Origin of the sequence: Bradyrhizobium sp. ISRA464, from assembly GCF_029910095.1 — a bacterium.
Classification (GTDB): domain Bacteria; phylum Pseudomonadota; class Alphaproteobacteria; order Rhizobiales; family Xanthobacteraceae; genus Bradyrhizobium.
The window spans coordinates 563777-584833 of sequence record NZ_CP094526.1 but is presented as its reverse complement, the minus strand read 5'-3'; the positions used below and the strand labels follow the sequence as shown (position 1 = coordinate 584833).

The following is a 21057-nucleotide window of genomic DNA, read 5'->3' as shown; positions in this document are numbered from 1 at the left end:
CAGGACCGTAGCGGAGCCAGAAGAGGCCTCGTCACCCCGGGGCGACATCATCCCGGAATGGTGGGCGAGATCATCTCGGAATGGTGGGCGACATCAAATCGGAACGGTGGGCGAGATCATTCCGGAATCCTGGGCGACATCGAGCGGAATCAGCATTCGAGCTCAAAATTCACCCAGCGGCCTTCCAGCCACATTCGCCAATTTCTGCCGCGCGAGCGCTTGCGCATGTTCTTCTCGATCGCGCTCGCGAAGGCATCATGCTGATAAGTGGTAGCGAATTGATACTGGAAGCACGTCAACTGAACATAGCCGCCAGCAACAAACCGTTTTGTCGAGTGGCTTTCAGGTTCCTCATGGCCTCCAAGGTCACATCCAAGTGAGAAATATTTCCCCTCTGATGCGATCCGCACAAGCAGCCCTTTTAGGGCTGGGGACGCAGCTCCCTCAGGGATATTCGCGGCGACATCTGGACGCCCGCGCGTGTCGACAAAGCCAGAGTTATTCCGAATGTCGTCGAATAGTTCGCCGTAAGGAACGGTCGTTCCGTCGCCACCATATCGCTCGACTCTTAGGGCCATTTAACAAATCGGTTTTCTTACCGCTGCCGAAATTGCCTCACATCTTGGAAAGGGCGCGCTGGAGTTTTTTGATATCGTGTCAATGAGAGTCAAGCCGCTGTTTTGTCTGAAAGCTTTCTATGTCGGCACAGTTTCATCGCTTCTGAAAACTCTCAAGGCCGAAGAGTTCTCGCTGTATCTCCGCCAAGTCCTCTTTTGGCTCATTGGCCTTGCGGTAAGCGCGACTCATTAGCTTGGGTGCTTCATCGTGATCCGATGCATGGATCATATGGTACATGACGCGGCGCGCGCCGCCCTCTTTATCGTAAATGGGCCACGCATGCGCATGTTTGTAGTTGAACTCGCCTTTAAATCGGCTCGCGAAAAGCAAAGCGCGGTCGAACGATTTCATGCCTTGTAGTTTTTTCCAATCACTACCACCCCACCACTTGGAAAGAATATCTTGGTTGCGCGTGGTTGCGGCCATGGCTCGATCAAGCCATCCAGTGGCCAAAAAATAAAACAGTTCAATCTTATTGCCTGACTTGTGAGTTGCCAGCGCCTGCAACGAACTCCATTCGCACTCGAAAGTGTGCTGATCAAGCAAGCAAAACGTCGCCATCTTGTCTGTGATTGCGCCACTGCTAAGAATCCCAGCAAGGTTCGCATTGAAATCGCCAGGCAGGACTTTAATCGTTCTATTTTTCATCTTGTTGGACGCTGCAAGCTCGTACAACGCAGGCAGCTTTTCTTTGGCCTGCTCACACAACCAGAATTTTCTTAGAAAGGGCGGCTTGGATTCGATCACGAGTTTCGCGGCCCATGCATCCTCTTTGCCTGGGTACTGAGGTCCTGCAAAGCCATCGATGTAAGCGCCGTGCTTGGTGATCATCACGAAGTAGTAGAGGTACCGCTCGATCAACTTCGCTTTGTTTTCCGTCCAAATAGGACGGTCCGGCGACCGAAAGCGAAGTGGCCGGTCGGTGGGCGGAAGATCGCCGAAAAGGACGCCTTGTTTGTTCATGCAACCGATGCTGGAGCATCAGCTGGTCAATCTCAAGCCGCAGCTACTTCGAATCCCACACTTTTTGGGAAATCACGGTGAAGCCTGCCGTCTAACAGGCCACCGCCCTTCCCGTTCTCGCCCGGGTCGACCGCAGCGGCTTCGCGCTCTGTCATGCCCTGTTCCACCACCAGCGGGTTATTTGCATAGCGACCCCACTGTTTGAGGAACGGCGCAGACCCGATGCGATGACATTCGGCAATCGCGTCTCGCGCCCACTGTGGATGAGTAGGTCTGGTCTTTTCCAGAGCCACGCCGCTTTCACCCCCGATGATTACCCAATCAGGCACTTTGCCAGCTATCGATAGGGATCCGAGGGGGCCCATTGCCGGCTCGTAGCTCACGAAATGTACTGCGGCCGGGACAGCCAGGAGATGCTTTCCTCGCTGTTGATAGGCCGCGGCATCTTCGGCAGTCGTGCCAAGCCAGACATTTGTATATCCGCGCCCCCAATCTTCGGGCAGCATTTTTTTAATATTCTGGGGACGCTTGGTGAGCAGCTGCCAATCGAGATGATCGCATTCGCGGATCAACCGCCAAAGGTCGGTGCGCCAGTTCGGGTCGACCTGATTGTCAAAGACGTCAGCCAAGGACGCGCAGAAGACGCGCTGGCGACGTCCGTGTCGCCGCTGAAACCCTTGCGCGGAAGCATTCCACTTCACCGGAGATCGCCAATACGATTCCGTTGTTCTCCGGCGGGGATTGTTGCCCCATTTGACGTGACCGCTTCGCTTTGACCAGCCCTCCGCGTAGCAAAAATCGCAAGCCGAAGGAGCGCCGCCCGGCCGATCGATCTTGGTGCAGCCGACCCATGGGTTGAATGTTGAATCCGTCCATTCAATTTTCGAAGTCTGGCCCATGTCTCGCTCCGGTTGCATGATAAACTGACACGTCACGGTTAACCAGAGGTAAATGTTCTTATTTTGTTCCGAACTTGTTGCCTATCCATTTGATCTTATTGAATCCATCAGATGAAGACGCAGCGCTGCTGAGTAGGCCAATCGTACCCGTGGATTAAGACACCGCCACCTTGGTGACATAGCGTTCGGGACGTTGCCCCGCTCGGCGACTGTATTACAGGCCTAGCCCCCGGTTTCTTCCAAAAGTCCACTCGATTCCGCCGTCGTCGCGTTGAAGGCCGCTGATGTGCCGGCCGATGTGCCTCTCAAGCATCGGTAGCCAAGGCACCAACTGAAAGCCGAGCCCGTTGTCGATCATGGCGAAGCGGCCGCTGACGAGGCTGGCGACGCCAGCGAGGCGGCCGCTGACATGCTCGCCAGCGTTTGCTGGCATGTAGGTTAGGCCGCGCTCTCTCGCCATCTGATGGCCGACACGCTCAACCTCCCGTCGCTCAAGAGTCGCCAACGTGTCCACGGGGACGCGAACGTTGCCATCCTTGGCGGTCGCAAGGCCCATGTCCACAAGCCGCCGGGCACGACGGCTGATAGCTCTGTTGGCTTCGCTGCCAAAACCGCTGTCCCTGATTTCCGAGCGGTCCTCGGCAATAATCTGTCGGTCGAGCCACGTCGCACCATCGCTGGCAATCTGCCGGTCGAGGCCGATGGCCGAGAGCGTCCGTATTCTCAGCCCGTCGCCGCCCTGGCTCAGGTCGTAAGTCTGCCCGCGCGCGACGATGTCCTTCGGGACTTTCCAATTGTCGGCATCGATCCGTTCGACAAGGCCCGCCCGGCGCAGCGCTTCCAGACGGCGGACGTGAGAACGCACGAAAGCTTCGGGGTCCTTGCCCTGCCGCTCAAAGCTATCGCGAATTCGCTCCAGGTGCCGGCTCGGCCGGTAGATGCCGTTGTCCTCTCCGACATTGCCGGCAATGTTGCGGTCGGCTGGTCTTGGACCGGAAACGACTGGGGCGGCTTCGACGATCATGTCCCGCGCGACCTCCTCGATCCGGCTCAGGTCCTTGAACTCCATGCGATGGACCCGGCCATCGATACCGTCGACGACCAGGTAAACCCGCTCGCCCATCTCGTCTCCGGCCAGGCCCTTAGCCAGGACGCGACCGACGATCTTCTCGCCTGCGCCTTCGCCGTGAAGGGCGAATTGGCCGACACCACGCTCCTCGGCGAGACCATTCCTGGTGAGCGCCCGATGGATCGAGTTGATAGCCTCATTGCGGTGGTCCAGATCCTTCAAGACTTGCTCCGCGCGGTCGGAAAGGGCCCATCGCCCCGGCTCCAGCTCAGTTGCTATTCCATAGCGCTCCAGGTGCCGCACGCGGCCGATCATGAGTTTGCGGTTCTCCCGGACGAGGAAGGTCGCGCCCTCCCCGGGGCGCAGGTCGATTTCGCCCTGCTCCTGTTGCTCGCTCAAGAGCATCTTGTCGAGCCGGGTCACACGCTCAGCCTCGACCTCGTTCTGCAGCTTTGTCTGGAGCTCGATCTCGCTCTGGTGGCCCAGTTCCCGGGTGACCAGTTCGCTTGCCCGGTGGCGAACGCCATGGGCGATGTAGTCTCCGGCGATGTTGAGGATGCGGCCATCGTCGAGGACGCCCCGGACAATGATGTGGGTGTGAGGATGGCCCGTGTTGTGATGATCGACCGCGATCCAGTCGAGGCGGGTGTCCAGATCCAATTCCACCCGGCGCATGAGGTCGCGGGTGAAGCCGCGAAGATCAGCCATTTCGGTGGAATCCTCAGGCGCGACGATGAAGCGAAACTGATGGCGATCTTTCCGGCCGCGCTCCACAAACGCCTTGCCGTCGGCCTCGTTCTCGAAAGCGGAATAGGCCCTGCCTCGTTCACCGTCCCGCATCACCCCGTCCCGTTCGAGGTAGCGGAGATGGGCGTCGACCGCCCGGGTCATCGTCGTCCGCATCTTGGGCCCCCGCACACCCTTCCCTTGCGGATTGAACCGGACCACCCTCGCCTTGACCACTACCCGACGCGCGCGGAAGCGGCCCGCGGAATCTCGTTGCCAGCCTCCACTTCCACCCTCTCGGGGAAACGAGGCAACGACCTTCGCGCCCCGGCCGCGGGCATTGAACCGGCCTGTGCTTCCTCCTTCCCGGCTCCCGCCCGATCGCGCTCCCGCACCGATGCGGCGGGGATCACCACCTGCCTTCCGGACTGCGATTTGGACCTGCTTGAAGAACGGCTGATTGCGTGGATTGATGCGCGCTCCATCGCTGCGCGACCGCCCCGGCCTGACCCGAAAATTTTCGCTCTCATCCCTCGCCATGACGAGACGATTGACGTCGAAATGAGCCCACACAAGAGCTGCCGAACATCGATCGCATCAAATCGCGTCAACGCGTAGTATAGCGAACAAACAGCGGGTTCTCTCATCGACACACATTGCGGGCGCCATCGCTTGATGAATTGAAATCAAAAAGAAAATCTCTGAAAGCGGCGCCGCGCCACCTCGCGCGGTGCCGTTCAGACGGCGTCGCAAGGTGCAAAAACCAATGTGCAGACAACCCTTTGCGACCGGAGGGAGCCAGCGAACGTCAGTTCGCTTTATCTTGCCCTCCTCGCTCCTCGCCCTCCTCGGTCGCTGGTTCCCAGGGCCCAACTTCCAAGCCAATAGACTCTCGGTACTCGCGGCGATTTGCGACAAAATGCAGTTCGGGTCATTGCGGTGGATCCTCCAATAGCCCCTGCCCGAACACGTCGGCCGGTGGCCGATTCATTGCGAAAGAGCCGCCGCGACTTGGCAGTTGACTTGCCAAGCCCCCACTGTTTGCGAGCGAAGCGAGCGTTTGCGATAGCGATCGTTAGGAGAGTCGCCCGGAGGAATTTCACCTCCGGGCGCTCGCAGAACTGTACGTGACACTCTCGCGTCATACAGCTCCCATCAGGCCGAAACGGTGGCCGTTCCGAACGCCTTCCAATGCTCAAACAGCCCGGGGTTTCCACGGGCCAGCTTTCTCAGAAAGAGGCTGGCCTGTGCCTTGCTGTGCTGAAAGCGCTTGAACTTGCGCATGGTCCAATCCCTGAGCTTCCGGTTAACGTAGGTAACCAGAATGTCCAGGGACGAACGACTGAATCGCCCATAGTAGGCAATCCACCCACGAAGGAGCGGATTGATCTCCTTAGCGATGTCAGCCAGCGTCACCGACGTCAGTCGCAACGTGTTCAAGCTCCGGATCGCTTTTCGCATCGACTTCATCGCCGTTGGGCTAACCGCCGGCGTGTAGCCACAAAAGAACGTACTGTCTCGCGTGTTACGAACCTCCCGAGGGCGGAATTAATACCCAAGGAAGTCAAACACAACATTCGAGTATTTCCCTTCGCGCCTATTGTCTTTGCAATAAACGATCTTGGTCTTGGTCGGATGCATCTGAAGTCCACATTCTGCCAGTCGAGCACCAAGCTCCGCCTTGAGGGCCTCGGCTTGCTGTTCGCTCCGACAGTGGACAAGTCCATCGTCGGCGTACCGACACCATGGAAGATCAGGATGTGTCCGCGTCATCCACAGATCAAACGTATAATGCATGAAGAGGTTGGCGAGGCAGGGGCTAACGACACCGCCTTGTGGCGTGCCGCGTGTCCGCTCTAAAACTTCGCCATTCTTCTCCATCGGAGCTGTCAGCCATCTTTCGATATACAACAGCGCCCATTTGCACTTGACATGCTTTCTGACTGCTCTCAGCAAAAGTTCATGCGGAAGATTATCAAACAGCCCCTTGATGTCGAACTCCAGAACCCAATCAAACTTCCAGCACCTCTGGCGTGTGACACCGACGGCATCCAAGGCCGATTTCCTCGGCCTGTATCCATAGGAGTCAGGAAGAAAGATAGCTTCCAAGTCCGGTTCAATCATCTGTTTGACCACCATCTGCGCAATCCTGTCGCCAACAGTGGGCACACCTAAAATCCTCTCGCCTCCCGACTTCTTCGGGATCGAGACGGCGCGAACTGGTGGTGGAAAGTAGGTCCCCGAAGACATTCGATTCCAAATCTTGTAGAGATTTCTCGCAAGATTCTTCTCGAACATTTCCAAAGATTGCCCATCCACCCCGGCCGCGCCGTGGTTGGCCTTGACCGCCTTGTAGGCTTCAAATACCTGTCGTTTCTCAATTCGAAACGGCTTGTTTGTCGTACTTTCCGAAGTCATCCTGTTTCCAGTTGTTTCAAACGATACGACGGCCTGACCCGCCCCCTTTGCTCCAACCCCATTACAGGGTTTTCAACGCTACTACGGGACGGTCCGTCCCAACCTCTTGCATCGGTACTCTCGCCTCACGGTTGCTCCGCTTGGGCTTCTCCCTTCACATCAAGAGCCTGGTTCTTGCAGTTCCGCGCGAACGCCTGTGTCCGACTCACGCCCCCTTTACGCCGGTCGCCACCTGCCCAGTCATCAGGCACCTGGCAGACTTGTCCCAGAACCTTCGGGAGATCCTGGTTTCGACGACGCTTCTACGGCTGACGACGCTTCTTCGAAGGGTTCACTTTCGTTCGTCTTTCGGACACCCACCTGCTCGGATCACGTCCGAACTTTTCATCCGACGCTCACCACCACGGCTCTTTACCGCAGCAGCTCGGACTGGTTTGAAGCCTGCTCCTGAAAGCCGGCTCCGGAGGGCCTTCCTCCATCATTCACGCAGCGTTACGATACGTGATTACTCCATATGCACTCCTTTCTCCTTTCGTATCTCTGCAACACACCCCGAAGGGCCGAGACACCCGTAGGGTGGCTCGGTGAGGAGCGAAGCGACGAGTAGAGCGCGGGCCGAAGGCATCGCCCGTATGCCATCAGCACGTTAATTGCGCACTCCTCCGCGAACTCTTGCCGCGTGAGCGAGGGTCATTCAGTAGCAAACCCAAAAGCCGATGGCACCGCGTCGTTGCTGGGAAAGACCAACAACTCGTTCTGGTCGGCGCATGTGGCCTGCTATCGAAGCGCATTGGAAGCGGAGCACTACTGCCGGAAACATGGTCTCTCGACGACAGGTTTGATGCGGTGAGCGCAACATTTGCTATCAGCCCAAATGTGCAGAATATCTGCGGAAATTTACCCCGGAAAACGTCGAAGCGGCAGCACAAACAGCGACCGTCGAAGCGCTAAAGAAGCCTCGCCGCTATCGTTACAGCGCGCGCACGAATAACGCTCCGATTGCTCTTTTGGGCGTTCTGGGGCATGGGGCATGCATGTGGAATGATGAACTTCGGCGGCACGGAGCATCCGAAATGCACCGCAGAGCTGTCTCTCGCCACATTCGCATCTGGCGCGATATTGGTCCGAGATTTCCAATCATGTGACGGGCAGTAGTTTCCGCACCATCTCGGCAGAGTGTCAGCAACAGCTTGTCTCAAATAACGGATCCCAACAATGGTCAGCGCAGCGCACGCCCGGTGTGCGCGCCGGCGGCGAGCAGGAGGGCCACCGCCATCGGATCGAGCACGGCGACAAGCGCCAAGGTCAGCATCCGAACGGATCGCTCGAGGTCGGTAGCTGGCATGCCAATCAGTTCGGCGAGATACCGCACGGGGCCAACGTCGGCTTCGGCGCGGCGACGTTCGGCGTCAATCTTGGCTTTCTCGACCCGGAGGTTTGCAAGGGCCTGTGCCTCGTGTTGACGCGCGGCGACGATATCGGCGCGATCGCGGCGCTTCTGGTCGGCAATCCTCATCGCTCCAATGGGACGGCCGAGCCGCGTCGATTCCTCGATCGCTGCATCGATCTGGGCAATGCGTCGATCGAGGTCGGCGACGCTCTGACTCTGGATCGCCAGGCGCGCCTCAGTGTCGGCGGTCCTATCCGCGAGCGCCAGATCGACGGTCACCATATGGTCGAGGTGAGCACGCGTGAGAAAGCCGAACACTCCGATTGCGTTCAGGCCCATCAAGATACCAATCATCACGACGAGAACCAGACACAGAAGGGGCGGTGCCGAGCGCCAGTTCTCGGTCAGCCATGCCGCGGCGACCAGCTTTCCGGCTTCTAGCGCAGCACCCATAATAATCACGGGCCAGAATGCGCCGGCAAAGATGGCGGTAAGACCATCAATAGAGAAGGCCGCCGATACGCATGCGAGCACCAGGGCAACGATGAACGCGGCGCGCTTGACAGGTGTCATCGAACGCCGCGTGGCAGTTGCTTCGGGCGCGACGCCTGCAGCTTCTGTAACAGCCGGTGCGACGGACGCTGTTACGACGATCTCCTCAGCGTTACGCAGGATATGACCAGCTTTCTGCCACGCCCTCAGCCGCCGACCGGCTCGCATACGGTTCCAGCCCCATTGACGCCCGAGCTCCGCCGCGCTGGCCGTCACCCGCCCATCCGGCTGGGAGCGTAGCCAAGCCAGCGCTTCGGTTTCGTCGAACGGGCGGCTCGGAGGGGTTTCAGTCATTAAAAAGACGCTGCTCCTCGGAGTACCGGCCGACGCCAAACCTGGGTTTACGATTGGCGGCACCATGGCGATCCCGAGCAGCCACAAAGCTTACCCTCCGCGCGTTCGGGACGGCAGAAACTAATCCCGCGCCGAACAAAGTTCGCTAGGCTGATCCCTTTTTGGGATGACAGGCGATCGCAGAGTGCTCAGGCACGATGTCACTCAATCCACGAAACGTTCTAATCGACGCTGGCAGAGCTAGGCCGATTCCACGGGCGCGAGCCATCACCATCGTTCGGCCGAGGGTGGCATATGCTAAGCGGCGGCAGAACGGCCAAATTGCACGCCACAGCGCGCTACTGCCCTCGCGTGGCTCTGCCGCTGCGGCCATTGTGTAATCTTGATTTACACCTGCACGACACAGGACCAAGTGCGCAACCGCGGCGTCTCGCGCGAGGCGAGACGCCGTAAGCTGACGCTCAGCGCGACCAGACCAGCGCGTAGCCGTCATCGATGGTGACGAGGTTGGCATAGATTGGCGCCGGGAAGGAGGGGTCGTCGAGCTTCACCGAGTGATACACGGTGTTGTCCTTCGAGGTCCGCTGCCATGCGGCACCTATTTCGACGTTGCCCGCCATGATGCGCAGACTCGGAGCCTTCTCATTGCCCGAAGGTTCGGCGGGAAGGAAGCGCGCCTTGATATTGAGCGAGAGCGTCTTGATGGTGCCGGTGTACGAGCCATCTTCGGCGCGGGTGAAGGTGCCAATTTGAGCCATCGTGATCTCCTGTTGCTGTTTTCCAAGTCCGCGACTACCGCGGCCTTGATGGCGATCTTTGAGCGCCACAACGACCGTTCCGCAGCCATGGCCCGTAGCGAAGCGGAGGATGGCGGATTGAGCGATCTTGTTGTCTCGCGAGGAATGCCGCCGCTGGGCGGCAGGGGAAGAAGATCGCGAAGAAGCCATTGCGGGCAAAGGTTGGCGAGCATAGCGAGCGTATTGTGGCGCGTGATCCGCCAGCAAAAGGCCGATATGGACGTGGGCCAAGCAGCCTGGCAGGAGGGCATCGGCTCGAAGGCATCCCATCAACCGCCGCGACCGCCACACCACACCAGCAGTGCGGTCGAACCACAGCGGATTGCTCCGCCGACCCGATCCGGTGGAGAGGGCTTTATCGCTCGTTGCGGACGGTTTCGTCATGCCGCCGCATCGGAGCAGATCAACAACTCAGACATCAGCCAAGAAGTGGCCGCTCACCCTTTGGGCCGCCGGCAGGGCGGGTCAATTTTGGGGAGTCATAATACTTGACAAGTACGGGCCGCGAGCGATCCAACTCACTTTCGCTGCCGCAGCTCCGAAAAATCCAGCGGTGAGAAAAGCTTAAGGCTGTGCGGATGGAAACTGATGATGCGCATTCGCCTTAGGCCCGAGAGTATTTCGTGCTGCAATGCGAGGTTTTCCTCGGTGAGCCGCTTCCCTTCTGCGATAGCTGCGGCAGCGCGGTCGAACAGCTCTTCGGAAGATTCCAAAGCATCCGCCATACAGATCTAACTAACTTAAGTTAAGTCGGTTCCCGAGGCGCCCTAGCTTTTAGCAGCCTTCCTCGGCTCTGGCTTCCTGCCTGCTAGGCGCTTCATCAGGTCAGCCGCTGACTTGTCCTCGTCCGCTTCGATCTCGCGCGCGCCTTCTCAATATGAAGGCTTTGGATTGTTCTCGATCAATCTGGCTTTGGCTTAGCGCGCGTCATTTTAGCCGCCTTGAACGGGCGCGGAGTTATCATGAGCCCGCTCACCGGCGAACCGCAACAACTCTGGTGACGGATCGACGCCACAAATGCGTTCGGCACCTGTGCCATAGAACATCAAATTGACGCCCGACCCGATTCCGATGTCGAGCACACGCACTTTCGCGGCCTGCCCGATCCGCCTTCTATATGGCGCGATCTGCTTCTGCCGCATCAAGAGGTCGAGGATGCGTGGAAACAGCCAGTCAGCGTAAATGCCCATTCTTCCTCTCCTTCATACTTGTCGATTCGAGGTCAGGAGCGCAGATATTTGATGAATGCGGCTATGCCCAACACGACAAACGCGAGAAGCAACAGCCAGATCACGCCCATCCCCGCCATCATCCCGATCGACATTCCGCTCATATCCATCATCATTAGTTCGCTCCGTCCGTTGTCCTTTGGTCGCAGAATATGCGACGGCTGCGCCCTGGTGATTTGGTTGAGTGCAAGGGCGCCGCGGCTTAGGTCGCAACTTCGCCGCCGCCCTATTGCGACCAGTTCGCCATCATTTGCGTGCAGTGCTCGACCATACGGTTGGTTTGGCCGGAGCTTTGAGGATGGGCTTCCGAGCGCTGTTGGCTGGTTTCCGGCGTTGGCTGCGAAGTGGTTTCCGCGGCGGCCAACGAGCCTGCTAGCAACAAAGTGGCCCCGATGCCTGCGCCGATTACTCGATTACTCCACGTCATTTTACAGCTCCATTTACCTGCGTTTTGCGTTCCCGTCGCGCGTTCCGGTGTGCTCCAAAGTGCGCGACTCTTGGGGACTCCGCATGCCAGCGCCTTGCGGTTACACCCTCACGACAGCGTGACCGCACCGGCAGTCGTGGTAAAAGCCTTTGACCCCACCTGCGCTTCGGGTGCGCGCAGAACAAATTTCGTTGCTGCTGTAACCGGCACGTCCCCGGCTACGAATGCGTAGAACAGGAACCCCATATGAGCTCCGTCGAGGCCGAACTAAAGGGTCTCATGATCGCTGCGCTCGGGGGCGACGAGCGCGCGTACCGCGAGCTACTTGGGCGAATGAGCCGGTTGCTGCGTGGCTATTACAAAGCCAAACTGGCGCAGGCGGCCCGCGGAGCTGCAGATGCCGAGGATCTGGTCCAGGAGACGCTGATGGCGTTGCATGCGCGTCGAGACACGTATGATCCAGCACAACCTTTCACGCCGTGGCTGTATGCTATCGCGCGTTACAAGCTCATCGATCACTATAGGAGGACGCGCAATTCCGCTGGAAACGTATCGATTGACGATGTCAAGGAAATCGTTGCTCACGATGACCAGACTGCGAGCGAGAGTTCGCTCGATCTCGACCGACTGCTGGACGGGCTGCCGTCCAAACTCCAGACGGCAATTCGGCACGTAAAACTGGAAGGGCTGAGCGTGGCGGAAACCGCAGCGCGCGAGGGACTATCCGAACCCGCCGTTAAGGTGAACGTACACCGGGGAATGAAGGCGCTCGCTGCTTTGGTCGCCAAGGGACGAAGGTCATGAAGACTGATGATCTCGTGGATATGCTGAGCACGAACCTTGACGCGGTCGATTGGCGCGGCGTCTCCCGTAGGCTCTTGAGCGCCGCCGCCCTTGGCGCCATCGCAGCACTTGCCGGGATGATGCTGCTGTTCGGCCCGCGCACGGACATATCTGACCTTCGCGCCTGGATCTTCCTCGCGGTGAAGTTTGCGTTCGCAGGCGCCCTTGTTGCCATTTCGCTTGCATATCTGGTTAGGGTCGCGCACCCCGGCGGCGAGCAGCGGGTATCGCTGGCTTTGGTTGTTCTTCCGTTTGCTGCCGCGCTTGTCGTACTCGTGGTGACGCTTGTCCTGGCGCCACCGTCCGCATGGCAGGCCATGATCTTCGGCGAGCATTGGCTGCTCTGTATCTCGTGCATCCCGCTAAACGCAATTTTCCCATTCGCGGCCATCATTTTCGCGATGCGCGAGTTTGCGTTGCCGACAAATTTGACACGCGCCGGTGCTCTTGCGGGGCTCGCCGCCGGCAGCATCAGCGCGGTCGTCTACGCGCTGCATTGCACTGACGACTCGCTCGCCTTCATCGCGCTCTGGTACGGTCTCACCATCGCGCTTTGCACTGTGATCGGCGCCCTCCTGGGGCCGAAGCTGCTGCGCTGGTGAGCTCCCGAATCACACGTGAGCATGGCTCTGGGGATGATCCCGGGGTGGGGCATTCATCATTCGCAGCATCTCGGGCCCACCTGTTTTCAGGAAGCGCCACACCAGTGCGGCTGCAAATGCAAGGAATATGATGTTCAGCCAGGTCGCGTAGTTCCAGCTAAGGGAAGCCTCAACCACCCGCGCGTTGTGCTGTTGCGGGACGAGACCAAGTCCTCCGAAAATTACTTCTACAATCAGCGCTGCGATCGCCATGGCTGCATAGAACGTGACGAAAAGAAATCCCGTCATCTTCAATCCGTAGTACTTGCGATAGATGTTAAGGACGGGAAGAACGATTAGGTCGGCGAAGATGAATGCGATCACGCCGCCGAAGCTGATGCCGCCGTTCCAGAGCACGGCGGCGAGCGGAATGTTTCCAACGGAGCAAACGAACGCGATCACCGCGACCAGCGGCCCAATGATCGGTCCCCAGATCTTCGCAATCGTCGGGTGATCCACCAGGAAGAACGACTGCCAGAACCCGTTCGGAACCCAGGCAGCGAGCGCTCCAGCGATCAGAAGGCCGCCGACGATATCCATCCAGACCGAGACCCAGTCCATCACAAAATAATGGCTGATAGCCGTAAGCCCCCGGTCCGAGGTTATGCGCTGCCAAAGGCTTCCGCCTTCAGTGACCGACATGTCCATCTCAGCATGGCCTTCCATACGCCCGGCTATGCCTCTGTCCGCCTGCTCCTTTGCCTGCGCGCGAAGATCGCGGCCGAGAAACCGTCGAAACAGAAGAACCAAGAGCGCGACCATGATCGGCGCGCCGATCAGCTCGGCCGCCATGAACTGCCAGCCGAGGAACACCAGCATGATGATGCTGAGCTCGAGGACCAGGTTAGTCGAAGCCATTTCGAACGCCATTGCGGCCGTGAAATCGGCGCCCTTGCGAAAGACCGAGCGGGCCAGCGCCACCGCTGCGTAGGAGCACGACGAAGAGGCCGCGCCGAGCGCAAGCGCTGTTGCGGTCGAACGAGGCCGATCATCCGGCAGTAGCCGAGCCATTTCCCGATGAGAGACAACCGCCTGCACGACCCCCGACAGCGTGAAGCCAAGGATCAGCGGCCAAAGGATTTCCCATCCCATGGCAAACGCCATACTGAGCGCGCGAAAGGTCGATTCCATCGTCGGCGATTTCCCCTGCTTCACGTGCGTTACAACGGCCATCGAGCCAAGGGGTTCGGTGATTAGCACTTCGCTTCGACAATCTCTTTGAGTTCGTCAGGTGCGGCAACGGTCACCGAAGCTCGATCACCCATCATGACGAACGGCATGATTGCGGGCCGCCTTTTAGCGCTGCTGCACGTGCTCTTTCCTTGGCCTTCCTGCGGTCTGGTACGGCGCGATAGTTTTGTACAGCTCGCGGGCGGTGCGTTGGGACTGCGACTACTGTGTTGGTAAGCGATTTCGGAACCGCGCCTCACGTGAGCGTGAGGTAACCGGCCAGCGATTTTCTCCGAACTCATCATCAGAAGTGCATCACGCGCTTAGCCGGACCATGTTCTTAAGACGCCTTCTTACGATTTCGCTCGTATTGCCGCTGACGGCTGTATCTGCAAGCGCCTAGCATTACAGTTGCATCTTCCTGAAGGTTCTGAATCTATGGGCGACCATGATTCGGGATCTGATGATTGGTGGCGCGTCGGTTGAGGATACGCTGACGCTGTGGGCTTCGTCGTTGCGAGATGCCAAGCAACGCATCCGTCCGCTGTTTACGCAAGAGCGGGTCGCGGCCTCGGCGGGGCAATTTCTCGACGGACTGTTGGGCAACGAGCCGCGCAAGACGGGTTGGATGCGGGCGGAAGCGGCTGGCGATCCAGGCCCGTGGCGCCAGCAGGCGATTCTGGGTCGGGGGCAGTGGGATGCCGACGCGCTGCGCGATATTGTACGTGAGTACGCGCTGGAAACGCTGGGTGACGAGGACGCGGTTCTGGTCATCGATGAGACCGGCTTTTTGAAACAGGGCAAGGCCTCGTGTGGGGTCGCGCGCCAGTACACTGGCTCGGCGGGCAAGATCACCAATTGCCAGATCGGAGTGTTTGCCTCCTATGTGTCGCGGCATGGCCATGCCTTCATCGATCGGGCGCTCTACCTGCCAAAGGAATGGACGGACGAACCCGCTCGCCTGAAGGCCGCACATGTCCCGAGCGATGTGAGCTTTGCGACGAAGCCCCGGATCGCGCATCAAATGATCGCTCGCGCGATCGCCGCAAAGGTGCCGTTCTCGTTCGTAGCAGCGGACAGCGTGTATGGCACGGGAGCGATCGAAACCCTGCTGCGCAAGGCGGGCAAAGGCTATGTTCTGGGGGTTGCTTCCAATCACGTGTTCTATTCCTGGGGCAAGCAGCAGCCTGTCGCCGGCACTGCCTCTACGATCGCGCAGAGCCTTCCCAAGAAGGCCTGGCGCCGCCTGCCGTCCGGCGAAGGAACCAAAGGTCCGCGCTGGCACGACTGGGCCTATCTTGAGCTGGCCGATCTCGACGCCGGCGAATACAACGACGACCTTGCCGGGGAATGGACCCGAGGTCTTCTGATCCGCCGCAATATTGCCGACAACAGCTTAGCCTTCTTCTCCACATGGTGCCCCAAGGGCACGTCCATGCAGAAGCTGGTATCCGTGGAAGGCCATCGCTGGGCCATCGAAGACAGCTTCGAAACCGCCAAGAACGAGCTCGGTCTTGATCACAACGAAACCCGCTCCTGGCATGGCTGGCATCGCCATGTCTCACTGGTCATGCTTGCCTTCGCCACGATGGCCGTCATCCGTCATCGGGCCAACACCGGAGCATTGCTTAAAAAAACGCGACCGCGGCCCCGACCGAAGCATCGTTCTTGATCCGCTGGTCGATCCAGGAAATCCGCCGCATCGCCATGAAGCTCGCCCAGCGGCGCATCCCGCATGCCCACATCCTCGCATGGTCATCCTGGCGCAGGGCTCATCAAGCCAACGCGCGCAAAGCGCATCTCAAGCAAAAATTACAACTGTAATGCTAGGCGGGCTCGACGATTTCGGATAAGAGCTATTGGCCGAGTGCGAGGCGAGCTGCGCGCAACGCCACTGTCGGAATGCCGCGCGAAACGAGTTCCGCTTTCGCGTATGACACTGCCGTATCTCCCTCGCTGTCCCCTGCGACTGGAACCGATGCGGCGCCCGCCTGGCGTTATCAGGGCGGCCCGAAATCCCACTGATTTGCAGAAAGCGCGGCGAGCGCGCTCGGGAACGGGGACAGGTTGTCAATGAGCGGAACGCGGGAGTAGCCACGGCACGTGCTTTAGGAGGAGATGATCATGCTATTCCAGATCGGAGACTATCTGGCTGGCGCAGTGATCGGCGTGGCAACAGCCGTGATCGTGCGCGTCATGGTCTCGCCGGGATTCGATATGGTGCTGGCGATGCTAATCGGCATGGGCATTGGTACGATCGTATCGCTGATACTCGGATACATGCTTTCCCCAATGCTCGGTATTGTTGAGACAATGGTGCCGGGATCATTGATCGGGATGTATGGCGGCATGCTGTTCGCGATGCGCGACTCAATGGCAGCGGGGTCGCGAACCATGACCGCCGTGATCACTGTCGGTGCGATTTTCGGGATCGCGATGACTATCGCGGTGAAGGTGTACAATTACGTCTTGAGGGGGACGATGATTGAAGCTGGCGATTGATGGAGTCGACAATGGATGTTCAGACACAAAGCAAATGGGATCGCGCAAGCCGCACCTATGATTTCTTTTCTGCGGTCGATGACAGACGCCTCGGATCTGAAAAGCGGAAGTTGCTGAGTAAGGCGCGGGGCAAAACGTTGCATGTGGCCGCCGGAACCGGAAACGACTTCAAATTCCTTCCTCCGAGAGCGGATATTGTCTCGATCGATATCAGCCCCAAGATGCTGGAACGCGCCAAATTGAAGGCCGCGAGCTATGAAGGATCAATCGAGCTCCGCGAAGCCGATGTTTGCAATCTGGATTACCCTGAGGCGACGTTCGATACGGTTGTAACGGTCTTCACGTTTTGCTCGGTGCCCAAGCCAATTGCGGGCTTGCGGGAGCTTTACCGCGTGCTGAAGCCGGGCGGGCAAATTCTGATGTTGGAGCACGTCCGTAGCGCTGCCATCGGTCCCTTGGGAGTCATGATGGATCTGATGACACAGCTCACGCGTAAGATTGGGCCGGAGCTCAATCGAGATACCGTAGGCAACGTACAGAAGGCGGGATTCCGACTACGTCGTGTGGAAAACATTTACCTCGATGTCGTCAAGACTATTGAGGCCGTAAAGGATCGCGCTTGACCTCAATTTGGTCTAAGAAGCCAAACCTCGTCACGAACTCGTGAGAATGCAGCGGAGGGATTTCTTGCGGAGTGCCGTAACCTTCCGATTCTCACGACCGACCACCCTAGCAATAGCCTCTGTCAGTTGTTAGTCTGCCGACATGTCGCTTGAGAGGATTCGACGGATACCAGCGTTGTTGATGGCCCTCGCCTTGGCTGTGGGACTGGTCCTGCACGCCTTCGATGGTACAGGCGTTTTCGCCAAGTCGGTTATGGTCGCGAGCGATATTCCGATGTCCCACGACATGGCTGTATCGAAAGATATGCCGGGCGCAGGCACCGTGCCAGGCAAGTGCAACGGCTGTGCTGGCGACGAAAAGGGCCTTGCGGCGGCATGTTCCGCTTTTTGCGGCGCGATGGCGATGCCGTCGGCGTCAGTAACTGTTTACTCGGTTCTGGTCGAAAGACTGACTCCGACGACTACGCCGGACTTGATCGGCCGCTCCGATCCTCCCGATCCCTATCCTCCTAGGCCTACTGTCCTGAGCTGAGGCCGATCGCTTCTGGGCGATCGGACCTCGACGCGCGTTCGACGCTGCGGCGTCTCAGGCGCGATTCCGGCATGCGTTGCACCCGTCTCGAATGTCGTGGTGCAGTGCACTACGCACAGGATGGCCCGACATGTCCGCGGTTCGGACAATCACTCGGCGTTCGCTTCTTGTGGGGAGCGCAAGTCTCGCGGCAGGGACTGCGCTGCCGCTTGCAGTGCGCGCCGTCGCAAATTCGATAAACCAGGTCGAGCTCACCGCGGCGCCTGGCCGCGCCCGAATGGTCGGCCGTGCTTACCCGGCGACCGATGTGTGGTGTTACGGGGACCGCATCCCCGGACCCGAGATTCGCGTACGGCAGGGCGAGCGCGTCCGCATCGTCGTGCATAACCAGTTGCCAGAGGAGACTACTGTGCACTGGCACGGGATCCGGCTGCCAAATGCTATGGACGGAGTGCCTGGTCTCACTCAGCCGCCGATCAAACCGGGCGAGCAGTTCACCTACGAGTTCACGCCGCCAGACGCGGGGACTTTTTGGTATCATCCGCATGCGGACAGCCTGAAGCAACTTGGGCGAGGGCTCGCTGGCGCATTGATCGTGGAAGAGGCGGAGCCCGTCGCTGTCGATCGAGACCTTCTTTGTGTGATCTCTGATTGGCGCCTCACGTCGGGCGCGCAGATAGCGGCCGGTTTCGGCAACGCGATGGAAGCCGCCATGTCCGGCCGTGTCGGCAATACGGTGACGATCAACGGAACTGTCTCCGAGGAGGTGTCCGTGCGCGCGGGCGAGCGCATCCGCCTGCGGCTTGTCAACGCCGCGCTGGCACGCATCATGGCGCTTCGCTTCGAGGACCATCGCCCAGTCATCGTCGCGATCGACGGGCAACCCTGCGAGCCGCACGAACCGAAGGGAGACCGGCTCCTTCTTGGCCCTGCCATGCGCCTGGACGTCGTGCTCGACATGCAAGGCGAGCCCGGGCGGCGATACCGGGTGATCGACGACTTCGATCAGGACCTTTCCTATTGGCTCACGCACTTGGCGTACGACGAGATGCCGCCGATCCGCTCGCATCCGCCGGGTGCCGTACCTGCACTCCCCCGCAATCCTCTGCCTGAGCCAGACCTCGCATCCGCAGAGCGGCATGAGTTGCGGCTGCAAGGCGGCATGATGGGCGGCGGTGCGATGATGGGGCTGGGCGGAACGGAGGGCATCGGGCGGGGTGCAAGCTGGGCCATCAACGGTACCTCGATGGTCTGCAATGGAAGCCCCGACATGCCGCCGTCTCTCGTTGTGCTGCGTGGACGGAGCTGCGTCCTGACATTTCGCAACGAAACCGCTTGGTGGCATCCGATGCATCTGCATGGCTCGAGCTTTCAGATCTTGAGCCGCAACGGCTCACCGGAGCCGCATCGTCAATGGGCCGATACCGTTCTGGTGACGCCGAGGGAGACGGTCGAAGTTGCGTTTGTTGCCGACAATCCCGGGGACTGGATGCTGCATTGTCATGTTGCGGACCACCAGGTGTCGGGACTGATGACCGTACTCCGTATCATTTGACTCGTAAGAACTCGATGGAACCCGCGCTTCACAAGGAGAGCTAGATGAATAGACGGACCTTCTGCCTCGGTGCCTCGATTGCGATGTTCGTGCTCCCGATGCCGGCCATCGCCGAGCCGATCCAGGCAACCCTGTACAAGAACCCGCAATGCACCTGCTGCGAAGGCTACGCCGCTTATCTTCGGAAGAGCGGCTTCGCAGTCGAAGTGAAGCCGACCAATGATCTCGCGGAGATCAGTCAAAAGGCCGGCGTGCCTGAGAAGTATCAGGGCTGCCACACAATGTTTGTCGATGGTTACGTCGTCGACGGTCACGTGCCGGTGGAGATTGTCCGCAAGCTCCTCAGGGAACGACCCGCAATTGCGGGCATCACGCTTCCCGGCATGCCGGCGGGATCGCCCGGGATGTACGGTCAAAAAACACAGGCTTTCTCGATCTACGCGGTCACCAAGGACGGCAAACCACCTACGCTCTACGCGACTGTGTGACCACCTGTATGCAACGAGTTCGAGACCTAATGAAGGGTCTAGGGAGCACGAGGCCAAGATGAATACAGAAACCGTCGTAGTTTCGTCCGCGCCAAAACGGCGGTCGACTGCCCGGCTGCGCTATGGTTTGCCAATCATGGTCTTCACGGCGCTGGCTCTCATGCTCGCGTGGGCCCTCAATCGTGATCCGCACCGGATTCCGTCGGCTCTGATCGGACAGCCGGTGCCGCAGTTCACGCTGCCGCCTGTCAAAGGCCGCACGCTCGGCTTATCAAATACCGATCTGACGGGCGAAGTGTCGGTGGTGAATGTCTTCGCGTCGTGGTGCGCGGAATGCAGAGCCGAGCACCCCTTGCTGTTACAGATGAGGAGTGACGCGATCGCACCGATCCATGGCCTCAACTACAAGGACCCGGCCGATGATGCTGCCAAGTGGCTCGATACATTCGGCGATCCGTACACGCGCACCGGCGCCGACCTCAACGGCCGCGCCGCCATTGACTGGGGCGTGTATGGCGTGCCCGAGACCTTTGTGATCAGCAGGGACGGGCGCATCGCCTACAAGCAGATCGGCCCGCTCACTCAGGAGGTGTTGGAAAGCGAAATCATTCCGCTGATCCGGAGGCTTCAACAGCAATGACGCGTAACACCGGCGCAAAGTCTATTGGTTTCGCCACATGGCTGTGTGCAACCACGCTTGTTGCGACCTTACACATGTCAAATGCCGCCGAAGCGCCGAAGAACTTTGTCCTCCTCGACAAGCCGACTCCCATCGCGACGATCAGCTTCAACGATGCCGGCGGGCACACGCGCAGCCTTGCCGATTTCAGCGGTAAGGTCTTGCTGGTCAACATCTGGGCAACGTGGTGCGTGCCGTGCCGCAAGGAAATGCCGGCGCTGGATCGCCTGCAAGCGACGTTAGGCGGCGCGGGCTTCGAGGTGATCCCTGTTTCCATCGACCGGGGCGGAATGGAAACGATCGGCAAATTCTACAACGAAATCGGCGTCCACAATCTCGCAATGTATTCCGATTCCTCCGGCCAGGTGCTTCACCAAGTGCGAGCACTCGGTCTGCCGACGACGCTACTCGTCAGTCGGGCCGGACAGGAGATCGGCCGCATCGTGGGCCCGGCCGAATGGGACGCGCCCGAGATTGCCGAGTTCCTCAAGCCCTACATTGCGGATCACACCGTCCCCATCAATCACGCCGATCGAGGCAGTCCACCATCATCGTCGGATGTTCCGGATGGATCAGGTCCCTTCATGCGTGGCGTCCATTGGGTGAAGGCGCTCCTGACCTGGTGAAAATGCGGAGAAAGAC

At 59.3% G+C, this 21057-nt stretch carries 22 protein-coding genes and 1 pseudogene; 11 read left to right on the top strand and 12 right to left on the bottom strand.

Features of this window, described 5'->3' with window-relative positions; genetic code table 11:
* Positions 1-149: 149 nt before the first annotated feature.
* The 11 genes and pseudogenes from MTX19_RS02755 to MTX19_RS02705 all read right to left on the bottom strand — a co-directional run bounded on the left by MTX19_RS02755 (position 150) and on the right by MTX19_RS02705 (position 11628).
* On the bottom strand, positions 150-578 hold the full coding sequence (locus MTX19_RS02755) for a hypothetical protein (protein WP_280982344.1): 429 nt from the start codon (positions 576-578) through the stop codon (positions 150-152).
* Between the two features lie 133 nt (positions 579-711).
* Complete coding sequence (gene tcmP, locus MTX19_RS02750) at positions 712-1581, bottom strand: three-Cys-motif partner protein TcmP (protein ID WP_280982343.1); 870 nt, start codon at positions 1579-1581, stop codon at positions 712-714.
* A 32-nt stretch (positions 1582-1613) separates the two neighbouring features.
* Positions 1614-2480 (bottom strand): DUF5131 family protein, encoded by an 867-nt coding sequence (locus tag MTX19_RS02745; RefSeq protein ID WP_280982342.1) that lies wholly within the window; start codon positions 2478-2480, stop codon positions 1614-1616.
* A 214-nt stretch (positions 2481-2694) separates the two neighbouring features.
* Entirely contained in the window at positions 2695-4452 is a 1758-nt protein-coding gene (locus MTX19_RS02740; RefSeq protein ID WP_280985828.1) for a DUF3363 domain-containing protein, read from the bottom strand.
* Positions 4453-5430: 978 nt separating this feature from the next.
* A pseudogene (gene ltrA / locus MTX19_RS02735) lies at positions 5431-6693 on the bottom strand (group II intron reverse transcriptase/maturase).
* A gap of 1219 nt (positions 6694-7912) precedes the next feature.
* Positions 7913-8929, bottom strand: coding sequence for a hypothetical protein (locus MTX19_RS02730; protein WP_280982340.1), 1017 nt, complete (start codon positions 8927-8929; stop codon positions 7913-7915).
* 461 nt (positions 8930-9390) lie between these two features.
* A complete protein-coding gene (locus tag MTX19_RS02725; RefSeq protein ID WP_280984671.1) occupies positions 9391-9687 on the bottom strand; it encodes a DUF736 domain-containing protein in 297 nt (98 codons plus the stop codon).
* A gap of 557 nt (positions 9688-10244) precedes the next feature.
* A complete protein-coding gene (locus MTX19_RS02720) occupies positions 10245-10439 on the bottom strand; it encodes a hypothetical protein (protein ID WP_280982339.1) in 195 nt (64 codons plus the stop codon).
* A gap of 219 nt (positions 10440-10658) precedes the next feature.
* Positions 10659-10916 carry a class I SAM-dependent methyltransferase gene (locus MTX19_RS02715; protein WP_280982338.1) on the bottom strand — a complete coding sequence of 86 codons (258 nt, stop codon included), beginning with the start codon at positions 10914-10916 and terminating at the stop codon, positions 10659-10661.
* A gap of 32 nt (positions 10917-10948) precedes the next feature.
* Positions 10949-11071 carry a hypothetical protein gene (locus MTX19_RS02710; protein WP_280982337.1) on the bottom strand — a complete coding sequence of 41 codons (123 nt, stop codon included), beginning with the start codon at positions 11069-11071 and terminating at the stop codon, positions 10949-10951.
* A 419-nt stretch (positions 11072-11490) separates the two neighbouring features.
* The gene (locus MTX19_RS02705) at positions 11491-11628 is read right to left on the bottom strand and encodes a hypothetical protein (protein ID WP_280982336.1); all 138 of its coding nucleotides are present in this window, start codon (positions 11626-11628) and stop codon (positions 11491-11493) included.
* Between MTX19_RS02705 and MTX19_RS02700 the strand changes: the two genes are divergently transcribed.
* Positions 11629-12186: a sigma-70 family RNA polymerase sigma factor gene (locus tag MTX19_RS02700; protein WP_280982335.1), complete on the top strand. Its 558-nt coding sequence runs from the start codon at positions 11629-11631 to the stop codon at positions 12184-12186. It abuts the gene before it with no gap.
* A complete protein-coding gene (locus MTX19_RS02695) occupies positions 12183-12827 on the top strand; it encodes a DUF1109 domain-containing protein (RefSeq protein ID WP_280982334.1) in 645 nt (214 codons plus the stop codon). Before MTX19_RS02700 ends, MTX19_RS02695 begins: the two co-directional genes overlap by 4 nt.
* A gap of 9 nt (positions 12828-12836) precedes the next feature.
* On the opposite strand, the gene MTX19_RS02690 is transcribed toward MTX19_RS02695, so the two are convergent.
* A complete protein-coding gene (locus MTX19_RS02690) occupies positions 12837-13997 on the bottom strand; it encodes a permease (RefSeq protein ID WP_280982333.1) in 1161 nt (386 codons plus the stop codon).
* Positions 13998-14484: 487 nt separating this feature from the next.
* Between MTX19_RS02690 and MTX19_RS02685 the strand changes: the two genes are divergently transcribed.
* The 9 genes from MTX19_RS02685 (at position 14485) to MTX19_RS02645 (ending at position 21041) form a co-directional block, all read left to right on the top strand.
* Entirely contained in the window at positions 14485-15708 is a 1224-nt protein-coding gene (locus tag MTX19_RS02685) for an IS701 family transposase (RefSeq protein WP_280985451.1), read from the top strand.
* Positions 15705-15860, top strand: a complete 156-nt coding sequence (locus MTX19_RS02680) for a hypothetical protein (protein WP_280978692.1) — start codon at positions 15705-15707, stop codon at positions 15858-15860. The genes MTX19_RS02685 and MTX19_RS02680 overlap by 4 nt, the downstream gene beginning before the upstream one ends.
* 300 nt (positions 15861-16160) lie before the next feature.
* Complete coding sequence (locus MTX19_RS02675) at positions 16161-16538, top strand: hypothetical protein (RefSeq protein WP_280982332.1); 378 nt, start codon at positions 16161-16163, stop codon at positions 16536-16538.
* 11 nt (positions 16539-16549) lie between these two features.
* The gene (locus MTX19_RS02670) at positions 16550-17161 is read left to right on the top strand and encodes a class I SAM-dependent methyltransferase (protein WP_280982331.1); all 612 of its coding nucleotides are present in this window, start codon (positions 16550-16552) and stop codon (positions 17159-17161) included.
* A gap of 175 nt (positions 17162-17336) precedes the next feature.
* Positions 17337-17693: a hypothetical protein gene (locus MTX19_RS02665; protein WP_280982330.1), complete on the top strand. Its 357-nt coding sequence runs from the start codon at positions 17337-17339 to the stop codon at positions 17691-17693.
* A 130-nt stretch (positions 17694-17823) separates the two neighbouring features.
* Positions 17824-19248 (top strand): multicopper oxidase family protein, encoded by a 1425-nt coding sequence (locus MTX19_RS02660; protein ID WP_280982329.1) that lies wholly within the window; start codon positions 17824-17826, stop codon positions 19246-19248.
* Positions 19249-19292: 44 nt separating this feature from the next.
* Complete coding sequence (locus tag MTX19_RS02655; RefSeq protein WP_280982328.1) at positions 19293-19736, top strand: DUF411 domain-containing protein; 444 nt, start codon at positions 19293-19295, stop codon at positions 19734-19736.
* 58 nt (positions 19737-19794) lie between these two features.
* A complete protein-coding gene (locus MTX19_RS02650; RefSeq protein ID WP_280982327.1) occupies positions 19795-20376 on the top strand; it encodes a DsbE family thiol:disulfide interchange protein in 582 nt (193 codons plus the stop codon).
* Positions 20373-21041: a TlpA disulfide reductase family protein gene (locus MTX19_RS02645; protein ID WP_280982326.1), complete on the top strand. Its 669-nt coding sequence runs from the start codon at positions 20373-20375 to the stop codon at positions 21039-21041. Before MTX19_RS02650 ends, MTX19_RS02645 begins: the two co-directional genes overlap by 4 nt.
* Positions 21042-21057 lie beyond the last annotated feature (16 nt).